This window comes from Janthinobacterium sp. 1_2014MBL_MicDiv, assembly GCF_001865675.1.
Classification (GTDB): domain Bacteria; phylum Pseudomonadota; class Gammaproteobacteria; order Burkholderiales; family Burkholderiaceae_D; genus Janthinobacterium.
The window spans coordinates 4,933,005-4,953,135 of sequence record NZ_CP011319.1 but is presented as its reverse complement, the minus strand read 5'-3'; the positions used below and the strand labels follow the sequence as shown (position 1 = coordinate 4,953,135).

Below are 20,131 nucleotides of genomic sequence, written 5' to 3'. Positions count from 1 at the left end.
ACCATGACTTCCTCCTCTTTGCCTTCCCGCCGCCTGTCCGTCGCCCCGATGATGGACTGGACCGACCGCCATTGCCGCAAGTTCCACCGCGAAATCACGCGCCACACCTGGCTCTACACCGAGATGGTGACGACCGGCGCGCTCGTCTACGGCGACGTGGAACGCCATTTGCGCTTCAACGAGGAAGAGCATCCGGTGGCGCTGCAGCTGGGCGGCAGCGACCCGAAGGACCTGGCCACCAGCGCCAAACTGGGTGAGCAGTGGGGCTATGACGAGGTCAACCTGAACTGCGGCTGCCCGTCCGAGCGCGTGCAGAAGGGCGCGTTTGGCGCCTGCCTGATGGCCGAGCCGCAACTGGTGGCCGACTGCGTGAAAGCCATGCGCGACGTGGTCGATATCGACGTCACGGTGAAACACCGCATCGGCATCGATGACAGCGAGTCGTATGACTTCGTGCGCGACTTCGTCGGCACCGTGGCCGATGCCGGCTGCAAGACGTTTATCGTGCATGCGCGCAACGCCATCCTGAAAGGCCTGAGCCCGAAGGAAAACCGCGAAGTGCCGCCCCTCAAGTATGACTATGCCTACCGCTTGAAGCGTGATTTTCCGCAATTCGAGTTCATTATCAATGGCGGCATCAAGACCCTGGACGAGATCGACCTGCACCTGCAGCACCTCGACGGCGTGATGCTGGGCCGCGAGGCTTACCACAACCCCTACGTGATGGCGCAGTTCGACCAGCGCTATTACGGCGACGAGTCGCCCGTGAAGACGCGCGAGCAGGTGCTCGAGGCGATGATTCCGTACATCAGTGCGCAGCTGGAGAAGGAAGCCGGGCGCTTGAAGCTGAACAGCGTCACGCGCCACATGCTGGGCCTGATGCAAAACCTGCCCGGCGCGCGCGGTTTCCGCCAGACCTTGTCCGATTCGAAGAAACTTGCTTCGGGCGACCCGCGCTTGCTGCTGGAAGCGGCGGCGCGCCTGTCGTTGCCGGCCTGATGCGCGGCGACGGCCACGGCCATGCGCAGCAGCTGCATGGCTACCTGCAAGCCGTCAGCGCGCTGAAGGATGACGGCAGCGCCTTTCTTTGCGAGTATCTGGGAGCCGTCGCGCCGCCGGCCGCATTCGATGCGCTGTGCCGCGCGCTGCAGGTGACGCCCGATGGCTTGCGCCTGCAGCCGATCGAGATGGTGGCGTGCAGCGGCGCCTTGTGCACGCCGCGCCAGTGGCTGCTCGAGCGCCTGCGACCGATAAGCGAGGCGGAGCGCCAGCCGCTCGACGCCCGCTTATATGACGGTTTCGCGCGCGAACTGCTTGAATTGTTCGGTAGCAAGCCGCACTGGTATCAACTGGTATCATCGGGCCAGCGCAGCCTGGGCGGGCAACTGGGCGCCATCTGGAGCGTCTTTGTCTTTGGCGTGGACGGCCACGCCTATGTCATGCATTGCAGTTGGGACAGCTGATCCAACTTGTCTAGACCGGTGTCCCGGCGCACTGGTATTGTCCGTACTCCCCCTTCCTCTGAGTCGCCCTTCCAGAACGATGTCATATGGTTATGCCATGTGTTGTAAATGCGCTGTTTCGGCGCACGCCCGCACTGCCATGGGGCATTTCTAGAAGGCAAGAAACGGCTTTGTTGCCATTTCCCCGAAGAAAGTTAATCTGCAATTTATTCAGGCACTTATTGCTTGCTTTGAGGCAAAATTTACACCTATAATTGATTATAGACAAATATTTCTCATATGAATGTTTGATGTTGATCTCACCATCAACAGTGTAAAAACAGCAGTGTGTGGAACAAATTTGCATGCGCAGTCACCGCTTGTTTCAGGGCAGCTGCAGACCAGGAAGTACCCCAGGCTGCGTGCGGCCGGATACCACCAGCTGACCAATCGGCAGCGGCGGAAACCGGCGTCCCGCAGCCTTCGTCTTGTCGTGCCGGGCAAAAATTCTTATCAATAGTTTCATTTACGAAGAGCCGAAATGAATTTAGCAAAAATGAAGGTTGGTACTCGCCTGGGCCTGGGATTCGCCCTGGTACTGGTTCTGCTGGTGGCCGTGACCGTCCTCGGCATCGCGCGCATGGCGCAAATCCAGGAACGTCTCGATCATGTGATCAATGTCAACAATGTCGTCACCCGCCTGGTGATCGATATGCGTGGCAACGTCAGCGACCGCATCACCTCGCTGCGCATCCTGACCCTGATGACGGACGCAAGCGATATGGAGCCGGAAATGGCGCGTATCAAGACGCAAACGAATACCTATCAGGAAACGCAGAAAAAGCTCGAAGAGAAATTCGCCATCGAGTCGACGCCTGAGGAAAAAACCTTGCTGGCCTCGATCAAGGAATACGAGGCGGCCGCCATGCCGGCCATCGCCAAGGCATCCGCGCTGTGGATGGCCAACGATGCGGAAGGCGCCACGCGCGTGATGATCAAGGAAATCCGTCCCGTGCAGAAAAAATGGATGGAAGCGCTGGAGCAGCTGGCCACGCTGGAAGACAAGTTGAACGAGCAGATGCAATCGGATGCCCGCAAGGCCTTCGACAGCGCGCGCCTGTTCATGATCATCCTCGGCGTACTGGCCGTGGCGATGGGCGTGGCGGCGGCGCTGGTGATCACCCGCGGCTTGCTGAAGCAGCTGGGCGGCGAACCCGATTACACGGCGTCGATCGCCGGCAGCATCGCCAATGGCGACCTGTCGATCGGCATCCATACGCAGCCATCGGACAATTCCAGCCTGCTGGCGGAAATGAAGGAAATGCGCAACAGCCTGGTGGGCATCGTCGGCCAGGTGCGCGTCGGCACGGAAACCATCGGCACGGCCTCGCGCGAGATTGCCGACGGCAATATCGACCTGTCGTCGCGGACGGAAATGCAGGCCAGCGCGCTGGAAAAAACCGCGTCGGCCATGGAAGAGCTGACCTCGACCGTGAAACAGAATGCCGACAATGCGCGGGAAGCCAACAAGCTGGCCGCCACCGCATCGGACGTGGCGCTGAAGGGCGGCTCCGTCGTTTCGCAAGTGGTCGATACCATGAGCTCGATCAATGAGTCGGCGAAGAAAATCGTCGACATCATCGGCGTGATCGATGGCATCGCCTTCCAGACCAACATCCTGGCGCTGAACGCGGCCGTGGAAGCGGCGCGTGCCGGCGAGCAAGGCCGTGGCTTTGCCGTGGTGGCGTCGGAAGTGCGCAACCTGGCCCAGCGTTCCGCTGGCGCCGCGAAAGAAATCAAGATCCTCATCGACGATTCGGCCGAGAAGACGGAACGCGGCACGCGCCTGGTTGGCCAGGCCGGCGTGACGATGGGTGAAGTGGTCGACAGCGTGCGCCGCGTCACCGACATCATGAGCGAGATCGCCAGCGCCAGCCAGGAGCAGAGCGCCGGCATCGAACAGGTCAACCTGTCGATCATCGAGATGGATGGCATGACGCAGCAAAATGCGGCCCTGGTGGAACAGGCGGCCGCCGCCGCGCAAAGCCTGCAAGACCAGGCGGCCGAACTGGCCCATGTGGTCAGCATCTTCAAGCTGGTCGAAGGCGAGGAAAAAGCCCCGGCGTACGTGCCCGCGCCTGCCGTGGCCGCACCGGTCGCCGCGCGCAAGCCGGCGCCGGCATTGCGTCCGGTCAAGTCGCTGGCCCGCAAGGCGGAAGCGGCCGCACCCGTGGCCGCTCCGGCGCCACGCAAGGCGGCTGCGTCCAGCAGCAATGACGAGTGGGAAGAGTTTTAAGGCAGGTGGTGGTAGATCCAGGGGCTGCGCACGGCAACGCGTGCAGCCGGTTTTACGATTTTGTTTAACGTTGTTGAAAAGTGTAAAAGTGTAACTATGAATAAGCGTAGTGTTATCGCAGCTGTACTCCTCTCCGGCGTGAGCGCCACCATCCTGGCCGCCGAAGTGCCGGCGACCTTCGATGCCAAAAACTGCAAGGCGGAATACCCGAAGGCTTCCCTGATCAATGAAGAGCAGGGAGATGTCACGATGTCGTTCCTGGTGGCCGCCGACGGCAAGGTCGTCGATTCCAAGGTGGAGAAATCCAGCGGTTTCCGCAACCTGGACAAGGCGGCCATCAAGGCCATTTCCGCCTGCAAGTTCAAGCCGGGCACCAAGGATGGCAGCGTGGCGCAGACCTGGACCAAGGTCGACTACGCCTGGAAGCTGTGAACTCTGTCTGATTCTGATCTATTATGGGGAAGCAAATGTCTAAAAGTATGCGTTATGTGAGTGTTGCAGCAGCCTTGCTGGTTTCCGTCTCTTCCGCGGCATTTGCGGCCGAGGTGCCGGCGTCGTTCGATGCCAAGACCTGCAAGGCCGACTATCCGAAAGCCTCGCTGATGAACGAGGAGCAGGGTACGGTCTCCATGTCCTTCCTCGTCAATGCCGATGGTACTGTTGCCGATTCGAAAGTCGACAAGAGCAGCGGCTTCAAGAACCTGGACAAGGCCGCCATCAAGGCCTTGTCCGCGTGCAAGTTCAAGCCGGGCACCAAGGACGGCGCCGCGGCGCAAACCTGGACCAAGGTCGATTACGCCTGGAAGCTGGACTGATCCTGGCCTAGCCGGGAGCCTGGCTCCCGGACTTTGCTTCACCCATGACGGGCAGCGCTTGCGAAGGCGCTGCCCGTACTGTTATGTGCGCCACCCCACGGCGGCGCCGTCCCCATTCTGTTACCCTCGAAGCATACCTTCGGGCTCCCCCATCAAAGAGGCCTACCATGCAGCGCATCCTGACACTTTCCACCGTTGCCGCCAGCGCCATGCTGTTGTCCGCCTGCGCCGGGCTGGGCACGCCCACCGGCTTGCAGCCGGGACAGACGGTGGCCGTCGTCAATAGCCTGAGCTGGGACAATCCCCTGACCGGCAAGCGCGACGGCGTGCGCACGAGCTGGCCCATCAAGGATGGCAAGATTGCTGCCGAGTATTTTCCGCTGGCGCAATTGAAACGCTGCGAGTCCGCTGGCCAGGCTTGCGCCTGGGGCGTGATGCGGGCACAGCGCAGTGCGCCCGTGCTGGCGTATGCCGATGGCGGCGTCGACGTGGCGCTGACCGTGTCCATCGAGGTGGCGCGGCGCCAGGAAGCGCGCCAGGGCGAGGTGCAAACGGCCATGGCCATTCCGCAGGACGTGGCGGCGCTGGCCGGCAAGCAACAGGTGCAGCCCAGCTGGAAATTGAAATATGGCAAGGTCGAGCAAGTCGACCTCGATTACGGCGTGCGCTACCAGGTGTGCGTGCAGCGCTACGATGCGGCGGGCAAGGTGATCGATACGTGCGCTATTCCATTTATTTGAGGAATCATGCGCCACGGGCCGGCTGTGGCGGCTTTGCCACATTCCATGTTGCGGCGTGCTTCGGGGTGTAACAATCGGTAAAAGGGCAGCAAAGCGCCTCATTATTTCTTATAGTACTTAATTAAGTAGTGGTACATATCAGGAGAATTGCGATGAAAACCCTGTTGGCAGTAATTTCACTGGCCGCCCTGGGTGGCTGCGCCGTGGCCCCGCCCGGCCCCGCCTATTACGGCACGCGCGCGCCGCAGGGGGCGTATAACCCGTACGAGTGGCATACCGTGTCGTCCGAGCCGGTGCAGGCCGGCCGCGTCATCAGCGAGCCGCGCGTCGAATATACGAATGAGCCAGTGTATGTGCAGCAACAGCCGGTCTATGTGCAGCAGCCCGTGTATGTGCCGGCACCCGTGTATGCGCCGCAACCGTATTATTACAACCCGCCCGTGTCGATCGGGCTGGACTTCGTGTTTGGCTTTGGGCGCTACGGTGGACACCGCGGCGGCTGGGGCGGGCATGGCCGCTACCACGGCCGACGCTAGTCACATCGCAGCAATTTGACCGCACCTTGGGGGCAGCGGGCGGGAACGTCCCTTGCCCTCGGCTGCGTGTTTGCCTGGAAGTGGAATCAGTGGAAATACACGGCCGTCTGGTGCAGCACGTCCGCCGAGCACAGGATATACATCGCCGCCGCTGCCAGACCTATTTGCAAGGCGCCAAAGCTGATCGGGATGAGGCGGGACATGTCGTACTCCTGAGTGGTATGAGGTGTGTTGGTATGCTTTCATCATAGGATGAGTTGATGCTTAAGGGCATCAGATGACTGTCCGACACTTTGTAGGACAATGCCTCGTCGCTGGCGCCACGCCTCGTTCTCCGGCCGATTCAGCGATTCTTCCAGCGCACCACGGACGCTTCCGGCGCCGTGTCCAGCACGTTCGACATGGCCAGCCATTGCGTCAGGCGTTCCGGGTGCTTGATATTGATGCCCATGCCATCGATGATGCCCACCTGTTCCAGCATGCGCGCATCGATCTTCGCCTTCGACACCGTGGGCGCGCCCATGACCATGCGGTCATACGCCTTGCGCGCCTTGTGTTCCCACTTGTGCAGATTGCTCTCGTCGAAGCGGTTGGCCTCGAAATACACGGTCAGGGTGCCGTCGAGGTTGCCGAAGCCGACGATGCCAGCGCCCTTGCGGATGGTGGTCGTGTTGTCGATGTCAAATTCCGCCGTGGGCACGAAAATGCCGGCGCGGCCATCGACGTCGGGCCTGCCCACAGGGGTTTCCTTGCCGTAGGAACTCGTTTCAGTGATGGTTTTTTCTTCAGACATGGTGCGTGCTTGGTGGCGGTGCCAGGAGCGGAAACGCACCCGGCCTCGCCAGCCATCCTGTTCAATAAATGCGTGCTGGTGATCAGGGCGGGGTGGCGGCCCTGGCGGAGCGATGCTGGGCATTGCTTGATCTACGTCATGCTATTGTAGTCGCAATTTAATTCTTTTGGGCAACATTTCATGGAACTTTATATGCGTCTGCAGGCGTGAAAAAGCCGCCCGGCTTTGCAGCGGGGCGGCTTTGCCGGCGTGGCGATCAGGTTCAGGCGGCAGGCTTGCGGCGCGCCATGAAGCCCAGCAAGCCCAGGCCCAGCAGCATCATGGCGTAGGTTTCCGGTTCCGGCACGGCGGCCATCACGGAGACGTTGTCCAGGTAGGAACCGTACGTGGGCGCGGAGACGGGGCCGATCGATTCGAAGCGCAGCACCGTCGAGCTGCCGAGCGCCGTCAGGTGCTGGCTGTAGCTTTGCCAGACGCCGCCCGTGTTGCCGACCAGGGCCGTGGGTGTCAGCAGGGTGGAACCCCAGTAGACATTCATCAGGCTGTTCGCGCCGCCCGGCGTGTCGGGACGGCCCGAGTAGGCAAACGACAGCGCATACGTGCCGCCAGCCGTGGTGGCGATCGTTTGCGACAGCGACGACAGGCTTTCGGTATTGAGTTCCAGGTATTGCGTGCCGTCGGCGGCGACGGGGTTGAAGCCGCTCAGGCCGCCTTGCGTGGCGCCTTTCTGGATTTCAAAAGCCGTGTTGCCGCTGACGGACGAGGTCCAGCCCGTGACGGCGCTCAACTGCGCGTAGGGCGAGCCAATGACGTTGCTTTCAAAACTGCCGTTGACCACCAGTTCGGTCGCGGCGTTGGCGGCGCCAGCGGTGGCCAGGGCGGCCAGTGCGGCGATCGTGAGGAGAGTGGCAGGCTTTTTCATGTGTTATCCGTTGATTAAAAGTTAATTTGATTTCCTAAATGACATTTAAAGAATATCACCAAAACTCACACAAAGAACAAGCGCTCGATAAAAATAAATGCAATTGTGAAATCATTTATATCCTTGCGGCAATTGATTTCCATGATGAATTAATTGCAATGCCACCCCAAGGCGAAGCGCGCCTTGGCGCTGCTTGCACCAGAGTATTTTTGTGACATCGCGGGCGTAAAAAAACCTGCATCGTTACAACAACGAGGCAGGTTTCTTCATGCGGCAAGCGTGCGCGGCAGCATATCGAGTCGATAGGCACTGCCGCGCGCGGGTATCTGGACATCAGAACGCCAGGCGGCCTTGCAGGTAGACCATGCGCGGCGCGCCCACCATCTTGCCCAGGTTGCCGTCCGACGTGCGCGTGAAGTAGCGCTTGTCGCTCAGATTATTCACGCCGGCGACCAGTTCCAGGCCAGCCTGGCCCGGCACTTTCCACTTCGCCTGCATATTCCACGTGCGGTAGCCGGGAATGACGCCCAGGTTGCCCGCCGCGTTTTCCGCCACCGTATTGGCTTCATCGGCGAACTGGCGGCTCTGGTGGCTGCTCGACAGGTCGAAGCCCCACGCGCCCAGCTGGTAGTGGGCGCCGACGGTATCCGTGTTGCGCGAGTAGAACGGCACGTCGTTGCCCGCGTTTGCGCCATCCTGCAAGGTGGCCTTGGTGTAGGTGTAGGTGACGTAGGTGTTCAAGCCGGCCAGCGGGCCGGACTTGTCGAAGTGGTAGTCGAGCGCCGATTCCAGGCCACGGTGGTGCGTGGCGCCCACGTTGTAGAAGACGGCGCTGTCGCCGCTGCCGACGGACTGGATCTGGTTGTCGAACTTGATGTTGAACAAGGTTGCTTCGGCCGACAGCTGGCCGCTCTTCCAGCGCGCGCCCAGCTCGGCCGTTTTCGCCAGCTCGGGTTGCAGCGGATTCTTGTCCGACTGCGCATTGAGCTGGGTATTTTGCACGGCGCCAAACGAGCTGTTGTAGTTGCCGAACAGGGTCACGTTGTTGTTGAGCAAGTAGGCCACGTTCAGCGAGGGCAGGGCCTTGTTGTTGAGCAACTCGATCTTCTGGTCGGTCGGCAAGTGGTTGAAACGCTCCGTCTTGATGTGCTCATAGCGCACGCCCGGCGTGATGCGCCACGCGCCGATGGCGATCTTGTCGTCGATATACACGGCTTGCGCGTCGGTGGCGTTGTTCGCGAAGCGCGTCGGCTTTTGCTGCAGGCCGCTGGCGATGACGACGTTGTAGATGGTTTCATCGGCCCGCTCGGCCAGGTAGCGGTAGCCGACGGTGACGTCCTGCGACACCTTGCCCGTGATGAAGCGCTGCGTGTAGCGCGGCTCGATGGCCGTCGTCTCGTAGTTGCGCGGCTGGTGGCCCAGGCCCGTGCGGTTCGCGTTGATCAGGGTGCTTTCGCGCGAGCTCTTGTTGTAATAGGCGCGCACTTCCACTTCCTGCGTGCTGGAAATGGCGTTCAGGTAGCCGATGTCGAAGGCCTTGCGCTCGCCGCTCCAGAAGTCCGTGGGGCGCGTGTTCTGGAACGGGTCCTGCCTGTACTGGGCCGCCGTCAGGCCGCCCGGCGTGCGCGACGTCACGTCGTAGTAGGACAGCTTGGCGTATACCTCGGCCGTCGGGCTCAGGTCGTAGCGCAGCTTCAGGGCGAAGTCGTTGACTTTTTCATCGCTGCCCACGCGCCAGTCGCTGCCGCGGATGCCCGAGTACAGCACGGCCAGGCCCAGGCCGCTGTCGAGCTGGGTGCCGGCAAAGACGCTGGCCTGCGTATTGTGGCCCACTTCGCTGTACGAGTTGTAGCGCACGGTGGCGTCGCCCGTGACGCCCGGCGTGGTGGGCACGCGGCGCGTCTTGAAGTTGATGATGCCGCCCACGTTTTGCGGGCCGAAGCGCACGGCGCCGCCGCCGCGCACCACGTCGACCGTCTCGACATTGGCCAGGCTGACGGGGGCGAACGACAGTTGCGGCTGGCCATACGGCGCCACCGACATGGGGATGCCGTCGAGCAAGACCGTGCTGCGCGGCGAATAGCGCCCGGCCAGGCCGCGCACGCCGATATTCAGGGAGATGGCGCTGCCGGCGCTGCCCGAGTTATCGCTAATCTGCACGCCGGGAATGCGGCGCATGACGTCGCTGAGGCTGGCCGCGCCCGAGTTCTCGATATCGTCCTTCTGCACCACCGTGCGGGCGCCGGCGAAATTCTTCGTGCTGGCGGCCATGCTGGTGCCCAGCAGGTTGCTGCTGACCTGTATCGTTTCGAGGATGGGGCCGGCATTGTCGGCCGTGTTGGCTTGCTGTGCCTGTGCCGCCAGCGGGGCGCCCAGGCAGGCGAGGGCGATGGCCAGCGCGCACGGGCGCAGCGAAAAAGGCAGGGGGGAATGTATGGCGGCCATGCATGGATCTCCGTAATGACAATGTTGGCGCGTTCGGTAAGGCGGCGCGACAACATCGTGGCGTGGGCATCCGGCGCAAGGGGATAAGAATGATAATGATTCTCATTTTATCCGTCAATTGCGCAAACTGCGTAGCGCCGCCTTTGCCCATGCCAGGGCGCTGAAGTGTTGTTGGGGCGGTACAGCCGACGTCCGGATTGCCGCCTGGCTACAGTGCTGGGGTGCGGCGGCATTGGGCGCGCTTCTTGTATACTGCCGTCTTTGCAGCCGTCAGACGTGAACGAACAATGAGCCAGACAACTGAACACCAGGCGCCGGGCAACTCGCCTGTGGAGCGCCGCCAGGGCGAGCAGCCGGCCGCCGCCGCGCGCAAATTGAATCTGCTGGTGGTCGACGACAACCAGGAAGTGGGCGAATCGCTGGCCATGCTGCTCGAAGCGCTGGGCCACCACGCGGTGGTGGTGCGCAACTGGCAGATGGCCGTCGAGCAAGTCAAGCTGTGCGTGCCTGACGCCGTCTACCTCGACATCGAGATGCCAGGCATCAGCGGCATCGAGATCGGCCGCCGCCTGCACAACCATCCGGAAACGGCCCACGCCGTGCTGATCGCCGTCACCGGCCACAGCCTGCCCATGTACATGGACGACGCGCTGGCCGTGGGCTTCCGCCACTTCCTCGTGAAACCCGTGCGCATGGAAGACCTGGCGACGACGGTGCAGTCGGTGCTGGCGGGCTAGTTTCCCCGCTTTATGGCGGACTCAGCGACCACTGCTGGTTGTTCGCATTGGTCAGGTTCCACTGGATGATCTGCGCATTTTCCGCCGTGCTCAGGTTCAGCACGTCCAGGGTCAGGTTGCTGTAGCGATTCGTGATCGTCTGGTAGCCGGCCGCCGGGCTGGCGAAGCGCCACTGCTGGCCCAGTCCGCCCCAATAACTCCATTGCGCGATGTTGGTGCCGGCCGTGGTCGAGTTGTTGTAGTCATCCAGGCCCAGCAGGCTGTTCGCGTTGATCAGGCTGTAATAGCCATCGCCATGTCCCACCACATACCATTGCTGGTGTTTCCCTCCTGTATAGGTTTGCTGCTGCACCAGCGCGCCGTTCGCCGTGCCGGCGCCGGCCACGGCCAGCGCCTTGCCGCTCAGGCGCGAGCGCAGCACCGTGGGGCCGTCCGAGATGCCGCCGCAGCTGGCGAGCGCAAAATTGCGCGTCAGGCTGGGCCAGCCGCCGCTGTACGTCATCTTTAATATGTCGAGCTTGGCCGCGCCATTGTCGTTGACGTCGTAATAGTGGATGGAGGCGTAGTTGCAGCCGTCCTGCTTGAGCACGCCGATATGGCCCGGTCCCTTGTATTTGCCATCGAGATTCGGCAAGACCGTGCGCGTGCCGCTGTACGGCCCCGTCACGCTGGTGGCGCGCTGCACTTCCACGTAATATGTGCTGGCCGCGCCCTGGCAGCATTTGCCGCGGTTGACGAACAGATAGTAATACTCGCCATCGCGCGCGATGTAGGGCGCTTCGATATCCTTGCCGCCACCGCCGAGGATGGTGGTGACGTTGCCCGCCGTCTTGCCCGTCGCCTGGTTGATCTCGGCCACGCCGATGCCGCCAAAAAACGAGCCATACGACATGTAGACCTTGCCGTCATGGTCGCGGAACAGGGCCGGGTCGATGGCGTTGATTTCCGCGCTGCCCCCATACGATTGCACGACGATGCCCAGGTCCGTCCAGTTCGGGTTCTTCAGCGAGGCCGAGCGGGCCACGCCGATGGCCGACATGGAGGTGCCGAAGGTGGATACCGAGTAATACAGATAATAGTAGCCGTTCATGTGGATCACGTCGGGCGCCCAGTACGAACCGCTGAAGTTGGGAATTTTATTGGCGATCCAGGCCGGTGGCGTGCCGAACACGGGCGCGGGGCCGGCCGACCAGTTCAGCAGGTCCGTCGAGCTGGAATACCAGATGCCCGTACCGGTGGTGAAGTTGAAATATGTGTCGCCATCGCGGCTCAGGGTGCCGGGGTCGTGTGCGTTCGGCACGCCCGTCAGGTTGATCGCTTGCGCCGCGTGGGCGCAGAACATCAGGCAGAGTGCTGCCAGGATTTGCTTCATCGTTGTCTCCGTACTGTTTTTATAGGGCGGTCCAGGCCGCAAGCCAGAGTAGGGCGATGGTCAAATTTGCACTAATGAATTTTTTACGGGAAGCGATACCGGAGCCGGTATCGGAGAATGAAGAAAAGCGACGCTGGAATAGAAAAAGCCCGGTTCGAAAACCGGGCTCTTCATTATTCTGTGGGGTGGCTGATGGGGGACCATTTGCCACCAAAAATTCGTATCTCTACAGTGCTTTTTTGCATTGCTACACGCGTCTGTGTGTCAGATTGTGCCACACCCTGGTGCTTAATGTCGAACAATTAGGCCGCTAACTGTAAGTAAAATCGAGATTTCAATTCTCGTAAGCTATTGGGTGAAAAAGTGCGGTGCCTGCGAGGCCTAGGCCTGTAATGTCGGTGCGGGCGGTGCGGGAGGCGAGTGTGCCGTTGCGCAAAGGATTAAAAGAGACTCGCTCATTTGTATTGTGAGTTGCCTTAATGTGACAATTTGTGAGTTTTTCATCCCGGCAATCCGCTATGCTCAGATGCCGCTAAAGGAAAGAAGCGGAAATTCACCGACCTACGATGACTTGTGAAAATCCCACGCGAATAATTTTTCATCCTTAAAGTCTAGCAGCGCACGGCGGAAATTGAACAGCGGAGAATAAAATTATAAAATAATAATACATCCATTGTGGTAATTTTTATTGAAATAATTTTTAAATATAACAGAAATTAATTAAATTAAGGCGATTATGGATAATATAATACTAAGTGGTATGCTCAAGGAATTTGTAATTCGCCATGATTTGCAACAAGATAAGGATGATAAGCAATTTGAGAAATTTACTAATTACTGCCTGTTAAAAGCAGATCATTATGATTCGTTTGATTTTGAAAAAGTGGATACTGGCGCATGCATGGGGATAGATGGAGTTGGAATATCTATAGGGGGAGTATTGATTGATGAGGTTGATGATGTTGAGCAATTTACAAAAAATCAATTCTCTGCCAAATTTTACTTTACTCAAGCTAAAACATCTTCTAGTTTCGATCTTGGTGATTTTTTAAAGTTTTCGGGCACGGTTAAGCTTTTCTTTGGGTTGGATGCTTCGGTAATACCGAATGAATTAAAGAGGGCCTTTGAAATAAAATCTGTCATATATAGTCGTGCCGGTAAAATGGCAACACTTCCGACCATTGAATTATGTTATGCGTTTCCCGGAACCTTTAATAAAGCCACGGCGCAAGCTACACCATTAATTGAGAATGAAATAGAGTCTCTTCGTGCTGTGCGATATTTATCTTCTCACGTCAATTGGCGGGTAAGTGATGGCGAGGAACTGGCGAAACTTTACCGTGAAACCCAAAATGACATACAAAAGGAAATTTCATTTCAACGACATGTTGCTCTTCCAGGAATAAAAGGAGCGAGTGCAGCATATATTGGAGTGGTGAAATGCCTAGATTACGTAAAGCTAATTCAAAAAGAAAATGAAGAACTAAACAAAGGGTTATTTTTCGAAAATGTAAGGGATTTTCTTGGTATAAACAATCCTGTAAATGAAGATATAGCAACGACAATAAATTCGCCGGATGAGAGAGACAGGTTTGCGATTCTTAATAATGGCGTCACAATTGTGGCGAAAAAAGTAACTCCGTCCGGAGATTTTTTCAAGATTTCTCAGTTCCAAGTTGTCAATGGCTGCCAAACTAGCCACGTTTTGTTCAAAAATAAAGATGCGTTGAGTAGTGATATGTATTTGACAGTCAAAGTAATCGAAACAGCAGATGTTGATTTGAGTGGGCAGATTATTTCGACAACTAATAGCCAATCTCTTGTGGTAAAGGAAGCATTTGCTACCATAAAACCATATCATCGCAAGCTAGAAGATTTTTTTGCCGCAATGAGAAATTCCAATTACGAGTACTATTATGAACGCCGCCCACATCAATATGATCATCAAGATATTCGGCATAATTTAATAGTAACTGCGCCTGCACTAATTAAGTCATTTGTCTCAGTTGTTTTGGAGGAGCCGCATAAAGTCCATTACTATTATGGTACGCTACTTGAACAATATAACCGAGATAAGTTCAGTGAGCTATTTTCAGATTCGGATTATGCCGGCTTATATTTTGCAGCTCATCATCTTGCCTCAAAAGTAAAGATTTCAATTGCAAGCACTCCGACCATGAAGGAATGGGCTTTTCATGTTTCTCTTTTGGTAAAAAAGCAGATTGCACCACTGCTATCAAAAAAATCGAATCTCGGTGATAGGCAATTTCTCAGTACTCTTGCCATAATTGACAAAGAATTTAAAACAGCATTTGATTTTTCAATTAAGATAATTACCGATCTAAACTTGCCGTTAAAGAGGAATCGCGACCCAGAAGTAACTCGAAGAATTTTACAAAGCTTGAATGATAAGCAGTTTCCTGGCGGAGCATCAAAATTTGATGCGTTAGGAGTAAGTGGTAAAAAGACTTTTGCAAAAGAAAGAAATGCGAGGAGGGAAAGTCGGAGCATTCCGAATAAAAATATAGCAAGCTCAGGTGGTTCCATTGCTGAAGTGGCAAATATAAAGCTGGGTAATGGAACATATTCTGGCATTGTTTATGAGATTAATTCAGATGATGGAATTATTAAAATTAGCTACGGCCCCTACAAAATTGAGGTTGAAAAATATATATCAGCTATGACATATCCTGAAATTGGGTCCCGCATTCAATTTAGTGCAAATTCCGGGAGATATATACAAATGCAATAGTGCCCCATAAATGCCGGACGCTTTGAGCGCATGAATGCGCTCAGCCAGCTCAGGCCCTAGTAGCTCCGTTTCATACCCTCACGGAGCAGCCACTGGCCGGTATCTAACCCGGTTGCCGTTCGCGCACGTAAGGCTCACATGCCGATAAGAGCGCGGCAGGGGGATCGAATTAAGTGAGCGAACCCAAAGTGCTCGTATCTCATGTTTGTTCTTTTGCGAATTGGTAGCGTAATTGTGAAGACTGGACATCTTTCTAAAATCTACCATACATTAGAGGGCTTTTTTACTACCATCGTTTTACCCTATACTAATGGCACAGTTTGCAAAATGCACGGTGACGCGAAATGCCCCGGAACCGAAAGGTTTGCTCCTTGGCGAGCAGCATGACAATGGACGACTACTTCGTCCAGAGTTCAAACGCACAGCGACTAATCGATCCTTGATCTTTCTTTATGAAAGAGTTTGCTCGACGAATCCTGCAGATAGCTGCGGATCGCTCTGTGAAACGTGCCGCTGTGGTCGACGGGCGAGTAGACGGTGGGGCCACAGGGAAACGGGAATACCACGGGAAAGCGCATGAAATAATTCCCCGAACTGGCGAAGGTAGTGGTTCGTTGCGCGCAAGACTGCCGGGCTTCAGTTACCCCATTAGTGCGGGGGCTGAGGGGGAAGGGGCGATCCTGCTTAAGTTTCGACTTTAGCCTAGGAGGCTGGGCCCTTCCCTCTCAGGTAGGGGCCCCTCCCTAAAAGCACTACCAAGGCGGAGGGCTCTGCCCTCCGCAAAGAACTCCTCCCAGTAAGGGGCTCCTCAGGGAAGGGCCAGGTAAGAGCTCTGATGATTGACGGGAGGAACGCCTTGAATAGTTCATTGACGTGCAAAGTGCTAGCTTTATCTGAATGGTGGGCTTCTTGTATTGCATTATTGTCCAAGAAATGAAACGCCGTTCGGGGCCTACCCAATCCACCCAAGTTAACAAGCGAACCGGCGTATTTACTGGCAAATCGATGCATTAGTGCTTGACGCGGCACTGGTTTTGCGCGGCCAGTGAAGGTCTGTTGATCTTCATTCGCTCACCATGTCGCCAGCCGCCTTCTCTTCGATTTTGCCCACCACCGGTATACCGACTAGTTTCGTGACAGCGCGCGTCATCCTGAGTACCCTGCAGCGTTTCAGCGAAGGCGAAAATTGCCGTTGCCTGCCCTGGTGGTGCTCATGCTCACCGGTATGCGCAATTGCCTGCAAACCGACCTCGGAGAGTTCTGCGGTTATCTGCGCCAGCACGCATAACTGGTTCACACAGTGAGCGCCCAGGCCCATGCAAAAACTGTTCACCACGGCGATTCCCGCGTTCAACGATTGGTTCATTGAACAGGCCGATCAGCGAGGCTACGTGCCGCGTTGGCACGGCTAGGTCGTGCAAGTTGGATTGATGTCTGGTTCTCAGCGTAAGGCCTTCAAGACGCCGCTGCGCAGGTTGTCGGGCACCATATGCAGTGTACCCGCCAAGGATCAAGTCGTTGGACGCGCATATCACGGCCGCTAGCATCTGGGCGCTGTGGACTTCGCCGCTGCCGTTACTGAGTATGCCAATGGCATGACCGGTGTAATCGATGACCGGGCGCTCGCCCGACATGTGCGTTATTCAGATAGGTCATTCAAGACATCAAACAGTGTAGGGTCAACCAAGTCACGTAGTGGGACGCCCAGTGCCTCTGCCAGGCGAAACATGTTGTCGATAGATATGTTCCTGGCGCCACGTTCCACTTCGCTCACATAAGTCCGACTGAGATCGGCACGCAACGCTAATTCTTCCTGTGTTACTTCTTTTAGGCGGCGGGTCCTCCGCAGATTTTTCCCGAATATTTCACGTGCGGACAGATGTGGTTGATTTGGTTTTTTCATGACTGCAAGCTTCATCTTATGAGCTATTGCAGTCCACCAACGACAAGAGACTATTTGAAAACTATGAGTGACATTTTGAGAATTTTCATATATATTTCCTTATGGAAACTGAAAGAGTTATTTTTGGATGAGTACTGACCGGAAGGCTTGCAAGCCTTCCGCATGAATTCGGGATAAAAGTGTTAGACATTCTGAATGTGGTTTACTTGGCCGCCATCTTGATTTCAAGCATCACGCTGTACCCGACCGGCGAAACGGCCGTACCACTCGAAAAAGATGCTTTTGTAGAGCTCAGGCTGCACCGTGAGTATTGGCGTGAGGATGGCAATGGAAAGTGTTCGTATGCCGGCGTGTTAGTCCCCTATACACGAACTTGGCCGGAAGAGGTTCGTCGCAGCGATGAAGTCGTAATCCTACCGCCAGAACCCGACAAGATCGCCGGCTACGTCGTTGTCGTGAGCCGCAAAATCTGCGCAGGTAAGGAGGCTGAGGCGATCCTTCGCGCAGGCACGCCAACGACTCGCAAACCGTTTTTTGGTAATCGTCAAGTGGACATGCACACGTTTTTCCAGGCCGGCGACATGCTGGAAACGCCACCAGACAAGATGCCGTTATGGATGCCGCAGGTCATCGAACGCATGGTTCTACTGGCAAAAACAGACAAGAAAGCTGGAAGTTTTATCGGAGCGTCACTTCCTGAATTGAGGAAGGCATTGCCCGGCTTGCCGGGCCTGGTTGGGCAATAATCTCATATTTGCAGACAGTCATTTCAGCATGGACTCAGCGAGGCATATGGACATGGCAATCTGAAAAATTCATGCGGCGCATAGAAAAAATCGATAGAGGAACAATACGTTATGAAGATGAGAGAATTGCCAATATCGCAATTTAAGACGCCGCTGAATCGACGTGTGTATAGCTTTTTCTTGTCACCATTCCGGATGTGCTGGGACTTGGAAGTCAGTTTGCTGATCCGTTTTCTGGCGTGCTGTCCCGCCGGATTCGGGTTAGCGACTTTCGGATGGGTGTTTATGATGGTGTTTATGTATTTTATGGATGCTTTAACGTTAGACGTTGCTTTCGGCATGGCGGTTGTAGCAATCCTTGCAGGTACCGGTATCACAGCTGTCTTCGCAGTATTGACAAGCTTTTAATAAGTTACTGCATGGTGGTGAGTTCTCAAATGTGGATTGAGGTTTTATTTTTTTTGCAATACCGATCTTCTTCTTCTTGAATTTTTTGCGTGATGCGTGCTACGCCTGTGTCGGGCTTTTCGGCTCGCTATTAGAAGAGTTTTCTTTTTCAATATCCTGCTAAGTAAGAATTGAGACCTGCATCATGAATACGACACTACCTTTTGGCCATCGTGATCCTCGTACGGAGGTGGTGGCTGGTACTTACCTTCGCCTTGCAGCAGACCTCCTGACAAGCGCGCGCCAAGACCTTTCTTACTGGAATACGACTCCAGTACCTACGCGTCCAACGGACCGCGTCGTCTTCGAAGAGGTGCGTCAACTTGCGGTGTTCCTGCCGCTGGTCCTTGTGGCCATCGCTTTCATCAAATTAGGCTTCACCGGCGCATTCGTTGTTTTTCTTGTAGCACTGCCCGTGATGGCTTTGTTTAACAAGATGCTCATGCGTGCGATTCGTGCCCAAGGCATGAAAATGCACATACGTGACGGTGGGCGCTTTGCTTTCACGATTTTCATGTGCAACGAATTTGACCTTCGCCCAGAGGAAGTGACGATGGCTTTGGTGCTCAAGATGTGTCAAGACTTGAAACTGTGGGTCGCTATTGAAAACCGAATCTACGAGAGTGACCAGGCTGAAGAACGTGCTCGCAAGGCAGGTGCGAGGAAAGACGCTGCTCCAGCAAACGGCAACGTACAAACTCAGTATAACGTAGCGGCTGCGGTTGGCGCCGGAGCTGCTCTCTCTGCCGTCGCTGCAACCTACGACGCGGTGCCAGTCATCAACCCGGCAACGGGTCTGCCGATGATCGATGGTGCCCTTGATGTTCATGGCAATGTATTCGGCACGAGCGGCGTTGATGACATGTTCTACGACATACATTACGAGTACGCTGTCGATACACACCTTACCAACACTGGAGCAGATTTCAGCACACCTGGGTTTGGTGACTTCACACCAGACTTTGGTGGGTTCGGCACCGAGTGATCAATGCCGTGCCAAGTCGCGAATCCGATGGGCGTGGTGATAGTGATTCACAGCTGTGCAAGCACAGAAGCTGCCGCCCGTTTGGCCGAGGTTATGTTATCCGCACGATTTGCTTCGATAGGCTTTCCGTCGATAGTGTCTACTGAATAACACCAGCCATGTTCATCCTCCCAAACGTAGGTGATATGCTTATTGTAGGTCGAATACACGCCATCCCCATCTTGGTTTTCATGCCATCCCCGGGCATCCAGAATCTTCAAAATGCGGTTTGTATAGTCAGCGCCTATCCGTTCTTGCTGGATGTCGACTTTGCCCACTCCAGCGCTTCCGATTAGAGTGCATTTAGCCCAGTAGATGCTCAGGTCGTTTTTGGCTACGGCTTGGATGGCATTACGCACTCTTGTTTGATGGCTTAAAATATGTCCACGCTCATCAACTGCTGAAGGAAGAAATGCCACCATTGCAGCATTTGGCTTGAGTCCGGCGATGGATGCGGCCTGGCCGTCAGCGGCGATGCTTAGAGCATCTGCGAGACGGCGCATTTCTTTGCCTGACTTACGTGCGTGCTCGACTTCCAGCCAGATTCCTTCACCGCCTTTGACTGCGAATCCATCGGGAATTTTTGGATGATTGCCGGCGTGGCGGCGCAGTTCCATCTCTGGATATACTTGGTAGCCAAGCCTATGAAGCTCGCACAGTGCGCCGTGTGCGATGAGATCGTGACGCCACGAAGCAGGTGGCAACCAGCCATCGGCAGTGTGGCGGCCGATGTCTTTCCCGATCCCCGCTGCAATATTGTTTTCGGCTAAAAGGCGTACTCCAGCGGTAGCCAGAACGAGAGCTCGTCCGGCTCCGTCTGGAAGTTTGCGGACGATGACAAGTTGGCGTTCAATCCAAGCCCTCGCCAAGCGGTCTGCCGACTGCCGACTGGCAGGGCTATCAGGCCACAAAAGTTTGCCCAGTTCTGCAGTACGCAGCCACCCGAACTGATATACGAAGAGAAGCCCATTTGCGTCGTTCAGCCGCCGCTGTTCATGTGGAGTAGTCATGTACAGTATAGGCGCGGAGTGTTTATGCTGTTGTTTATTGCAAAGGGCCGCAATAAACAACAGCACTACGGCGCTCCTCCTGAGGTCGGAGAGCCTGCGCACCCTGGGTCGTTTTGCAAGCAAAACTCCTTGCCGGGCTTGCCTTCACGTC

20 protein-coding genes are annotated in these 20,131 nt (G+C 56.2%); 13 read left to right on the top strand and 7 right to left on the bottom strand.

What is annotated here, in order from left to right; genetic code table 11:
• Positions 1 to 3: 3 nt before the first annotated feature.
• The 7 genes from dusA to YQ44_RS21405 all read left to right on the top strand — a co-directional run bounded on the left by dusA (position 4) and on the right by YQ44_RS21405 (position 5,829).
• Positions 4 to 999: a tRNA dihydrouridine(20/20a) synthase DusA gene (dusA, locus tag YQ44_RS21435; RefSeq protein WP_071325124.1), complete on the top strand. Its 996-nt coding sequence runs from the start codon at positions 4 to 6 to the stop codon at positions 997 to 999.
• Positions 999 to 1,463: a hypothetical protein gene (locus tag YQ44_RS21430; protein WP_071325123.1), complete on the top strand. Its 465-nt coding sequence runs from the start codon at positions 999 to 1,001 to the stop codon at positions 1,461 to 1,463. The genes dusA and YQ44_RS21430 overlap by 1 nt, the downstream gene beginning before the upstream one ends.
• 520 nt (positions 1,464 to 1,983) lie before the next feature.
• On the top strand, positions 1,984 to 3,738 hold the full coding sequence (locus YQ44_RS21425) for a methyl-accepting chemotaxis protein (protein ID WP_232250958.1): 1,755 nt from the start codon (positions 1,984 to 1,986) through the stop codon (positions 3,736 to 3,738).
• Positions 3,739 to 3,834: 96 nt separating this feature from the next.
• A complete protein-coding gene (locus YQ44_RS21420) occupies positions 3,835 to 4,170 on the top strand; it encodes an energy transducer TonB (protein WP_071325121.1) in 336 nt (111 codons plus the stop codon).
• Positions 4,171 to 4,217: 47 nt separating this feature from the next.
• Positions 4,218 to 4,553, top strand: coding sequence for an energy transducer TonB (locus tag YQ44_RS21415; RefSeq protein ID WP_156895065.1), 336 nt, complete (start codon positions 4,218 to 4,220; stop codon positions 4,551 to 4,553).
• 167 nt (positions 4,554 to 4,720) lie between these two features.
• Positions 4,721 to 5,293: a hypothetical protein gene (locus YQ44_RS21410; protein ID WP_071325120.1), complete on the top strand. Its 573-nt coding sequence runs from the start codon at positions 4,721 to 4,723 to the stop codon at positions 5,291 to 5,293.
• Positions 5,294 to 5,445: 152 nt separating this feature from the next.
• A complete protein-coding gene (locus YQ44_RS21405) occupies positions 5,446 to 5,829 on the top strand; it encodes a hypothetical protein (RefSeq protein WP_071325119.1) in 384 nt (127 codons plus the stop codon).
• A 343-nt stretch (positions 5,830 to 6,172) separates the two neighbouring features.
• Here the strand turns inward: YQ44_RS21405 and YQ44_RS21400 are convergent, their stop codons facing one another.
• Entirely contained in the window at positions 6,173 to 6,622 is a 450-nt protein-coding gene (locus tag YQ44_RS21400; RefSeq protein ID WP_071325118.1) for a hypothetical protein, read from the bottom strand.
• Between the two features lie 262 nt (positions 6,623 to 6,884).
• On the bottom strand, positions 6,885 to 7,544 hold the full coding sequence (locus tag YQ44_RS21395; protein ID WP_071325117.1) for an FxDxF family PEP-CTERM protein: 660 nt from the start codon (positions 7,542 to 7,544) through the stop codon (positions 6,885 to 6,887).
• Between the two features lie 38 nt (positions 7,545 to 7,582).
• Between YQ44_RS21395 and YQ44_RS29150 the strand changes: the two genes are divergently transcribed.
• Positions 7,583 to 7,759 (top strand): hypothetical protein, encoded by a 177-nt coding sequence (locus YQ44_RS29150; RefSeq protein ID WP_156894949.1) that lies wholly within the window; start codon positions 7,583 to 7,585, stop codon positions 7,757 to 7,759.
• 118 nt (positions 7,760 to 7,877) lie between these two features.
• Here the strand turns inward: YQ44_RS29150 and YQ44_RS21390 are convergent, their stop codons facing one another.
• Complete coding sequence (locus YQ44_RS21390) at positions 7,878 to 9,989, bottom strand: TonB-dependent receptor family protein (RefSeq protein WP_071325116.1); 2,112 nt, start codon at positions 9,987 to 9,989, stop codon at positions 7,878 to 7,880.
• A gap of 287 nt (positions 9,990 to 10,276) precedes the next feature.
• Between YQ44_RS21390 and YQ44_RS21385 the strand changes: the two genes are divergently transcribed.
• Positions 10,277 to 10,726, top strand: coding sequence for a response regulator (locus YQ44_RS21385; RefSeq protein ID WP_071325115.1), 450 nt, complete (start codon positions 10,277 to 10,279; stop codon positions 10,724 to 10,726).
• A 10-nt stretch (positions 10,727 to 10,736) separates the two neighbouring features.
• On the opposite strand, the gene YQ44_RS21380 is transcribed toward YQ44_RS21385, so the two are convergent.
• Positions 10,737 to 12,098, bottom strand: a complete 1,362-nt coding sequence (locus YQ44_RS21380; protein WP_071325114.1) for a family 43 glycosylhydrolase — start codon at positions 12,096 to 12,098, stop codon at positions 10,737 to 10,739.
• A 736-nt stretch (positions 12,099 to 12,834) separates the two neighbouring features.
• On the opposite strand from YQ44_RS21380, the gene YQ44_RS28430 reads away from it, so the two are divergent.
• Complete coding sequence (locus tag YQ44_RS28430; RefSeq protein ID WP_083411993.1) at positions 12,835 to 14,850, top strand: AIPR family protein; 2,016 nt, start codon at positions 12,835 to 12,837, stop codon at positions 14,848 to 14,850.
• A gap of 1,063 nt (positions 14,851 to 15,913) precedes the next feature.
• Here the strand turns inward: YQ44_RS28430 and YQ44_RS21375 are convergent.
• Together YQ44_RS21375 and YQ44_RS28425 are read right to left on the bottom strand one after the other, a co-directional pair.
• A complete protein-coding gene (locus YQ44_RS21375; protein ID WP_156894948.1) occupies positions 15,914 to 16,216 on the bottom strand; it encodes a hypothetical protein in 303 nt (100 codons plus the stop codon).
• A gap of 273 nt (positions 16,217 to 16,489) precedes the next feature.
• Positions 16,490 to 16,753: a helix-turn-helix domain-containing protein gene (locus YQ44_RS28425; RefSeq protein WP_083411992.1), complete on the bottom strand. Its 264-nt coding sequence runs from the start codon at positions 16,751 to 16,753 to the stop codon at positions 16,490 to 16,492.
• Between the two features lie 179 nt (positions 16,754 to 16,932).
• On the opposite strand from YQ44_RS28425, the gene YQ44_RS21370 reads away from it, so the two are divergent.
• The 3 genes from YQ44_RS21370 to YQ44_RS21360 all read left to right on the top strand — a co-directional run bounded on the left by YQ44_RS21370 (position 16,933) and on the right by YQ44_RS21360 (position 18,931).
• Positions 16,933 to 17,499, top strand: coding sequence for a hypothetical protein (locus tag YQ44_RS21370; protein ID WP_071325112.1), 567 nt, complete (start codon positions 16,933 to 16,935; stop codon positions 17,497 to 17,499).
• Between the two features lie 111 nt (positions 17,500 to 17,610).
• The gene (locus YQ44_RS21365; protein ID WP_071325111.1) at positions 17,611 to 17,907 is read left to right on the top strand and encodes a hypothetical protein; all 297 of its coding nucleotides are present in this window, start codon (positions 17,611 to 17,613) and stop codon (positions 17,905 to 17,907) included.
• 184 nt (positions 17,908 to 18,091) lie between these two features.
• Positions 18,092 to 18,931: a hypothetical protein gene (locus YQ44_RS21360; protein ID WP_071325110.1), complete on the top strand. Its 840-nt coding sequence runs from the start codon at positions 18,092 to 18,094 to the stop codon at positions 18,929 to 18,931.
• Between the two features lie 47 nt (positions 18,932 to 18,978).
• Here the strand turns inward: YQ44_RS21360 and YQ44_RS29145 are convergent, their stop codons facing one another.
• A complete protein-coding gene (locus YQ44_RS29145) occupies positions 18,979 to 20,046 on the bottom strand; it encodes a hypothetical protein (RefSeq protein ID WP_156894947.1) in 1,068 nt (355 codons plus the stop codon).
• Positions 20,047 to 20,131: the final 85 nt, after the last annotated feature.

What these genes read in the sequence shown, in the direction of transcription:
- YQ44_RS21430 (WP_071325123.1), top strand. Translation starts at nt 999, where the DNA reads ATGCGCGGCGACGGCCACGGCCATGCGCAGCAGCTGCATGGCTACCTG.
- YQ44_RS21425 (WP_232250958.1), top strand. Translation starts at nt 1,984, where the DNA reads ATGAATTTAGCAAAAATGAAGGTTGGTACTCGCCTGGGCCTGGGATTC.
- YQ44_RS29150 (WP_156894949.1), top strand. Translation starts at nt 7,583, where the DNA reads ATGACATTTAAAGAATATCACCAAAACTCACACAAAGAACAAGCGCTC.
- YQ44_RS21375 (WP_156894948.1), bottom strand. Translation starts at nt 16,216, where the DNA reads ATGAACCAATCGTTGAACGCGGGAATCGCCGTGGTGAACAGTTTTTGC.
- YQ44_RS21420 (WP_071325121.1), top strand. Translation starts at nt 3,835, where the DNA reads ATGAATAAGCGTAGTGTTATCGCAGCTGTACTCCTCTCCGGCGTGAGC.
- YQ44_RS28430 (WP_083411993.1), top strand. Translation starts at nt 12,835, where the DNA reads ATGGATAATATAATACTAAGTGGTATGCTCAAGGAATTTGTAATTCGC.
- YQ44_RS28425 (WP_083411992.1), bottom strand. Translation starts at nt 16,753, where the DNA reads ATGAAAAAACCAAATCAACCACATCTGTCCGCACGTGAAATATTCGGG.
- YQ44_RS21365 (WP_071325111.1), top strand. Translation starts at nt 17,611, where the DNA reads ATGAAGATGAGAGAATTGCCAATATCGCAATTTAAGACGCCGCTGAAT.
- YQ44_RS21385 (WP_071325115.1), top strand. Translation starts at nt 10,277, where the DNA reads ATGAGCCAGACAACTGAACACCAGGCGCCGGGCAACTCGCCTGTGGAG.
- YQ44_RS21395 (WP_071325117.1), bottom strand. Translation starts at nt 7,544, where the DNA reads ATGAAAAAGCCTGCCACTCTCCTCACGATCGCCGCACTGGCCGCCCTG.
- YQ44_RS21390 (WP_071325116.1), bottom strand. Translation starts at nt 9,989, where the DNA reads ATGGCCGCCATACATTCCCCCCTGCCTTTTTCGCTGCGCCCGTGCGCG.
- YQ44_RS21360 (WP_071325110.1), top strand. Translation starts at nt 18,092, where the DNA reads ATGAATACGACACTACCTTTTGGCCATCGTGATCCTCGTACGGAGGTG.
- YQ44_RS21405 (WP_071325119.1), top strand. Translation starts at nt 5,446, where the DNA reads ATGAAAACCCTGTTGGCAGTAATTTCACTGGCCGCCCTGGGTGGCTGC.
- YQ44_RS21380 (WP_071325114.1), bottom strand. Translation starts at nt 12,098, where the DNA reads ATGAAGCAAATCCTGGCAGCACTCTGCCTGATGTTCTGCGCCCACGCG.
- YQ44_RS21410 (WP_071325120.1), top strand. Translation starts at nt 4,721, where the DNA reads ATGCAGCGCATCCTGACACTTTCCACCGTTGCCGCCAGCGCCATGCTG.
- YQ44_RS21400 (WP_071325118.1), bottom strand. Translation starts at nt 6,622, where the DNA reads ATGTCTGAAGAAAAAACCATCACTGAAACGAGTTCCTACGGCAAGGAA.
- YQ44_RS21415 (WP_156895065.1), top strand. Translation starts at nt 4,218, where the DNA reads ATGCGTTATGTGAGTGTTGCAGCAGCCTTGCTGGTTTCCGTCTCTTCC.
- dusA (WP_071325124.1), top strand. Translation starts at nt 4, where the DNA reads ATGACTTCCTCCTCTTTGCCTTCCCGCCGCCTGTCCGTCGCCCCGATG.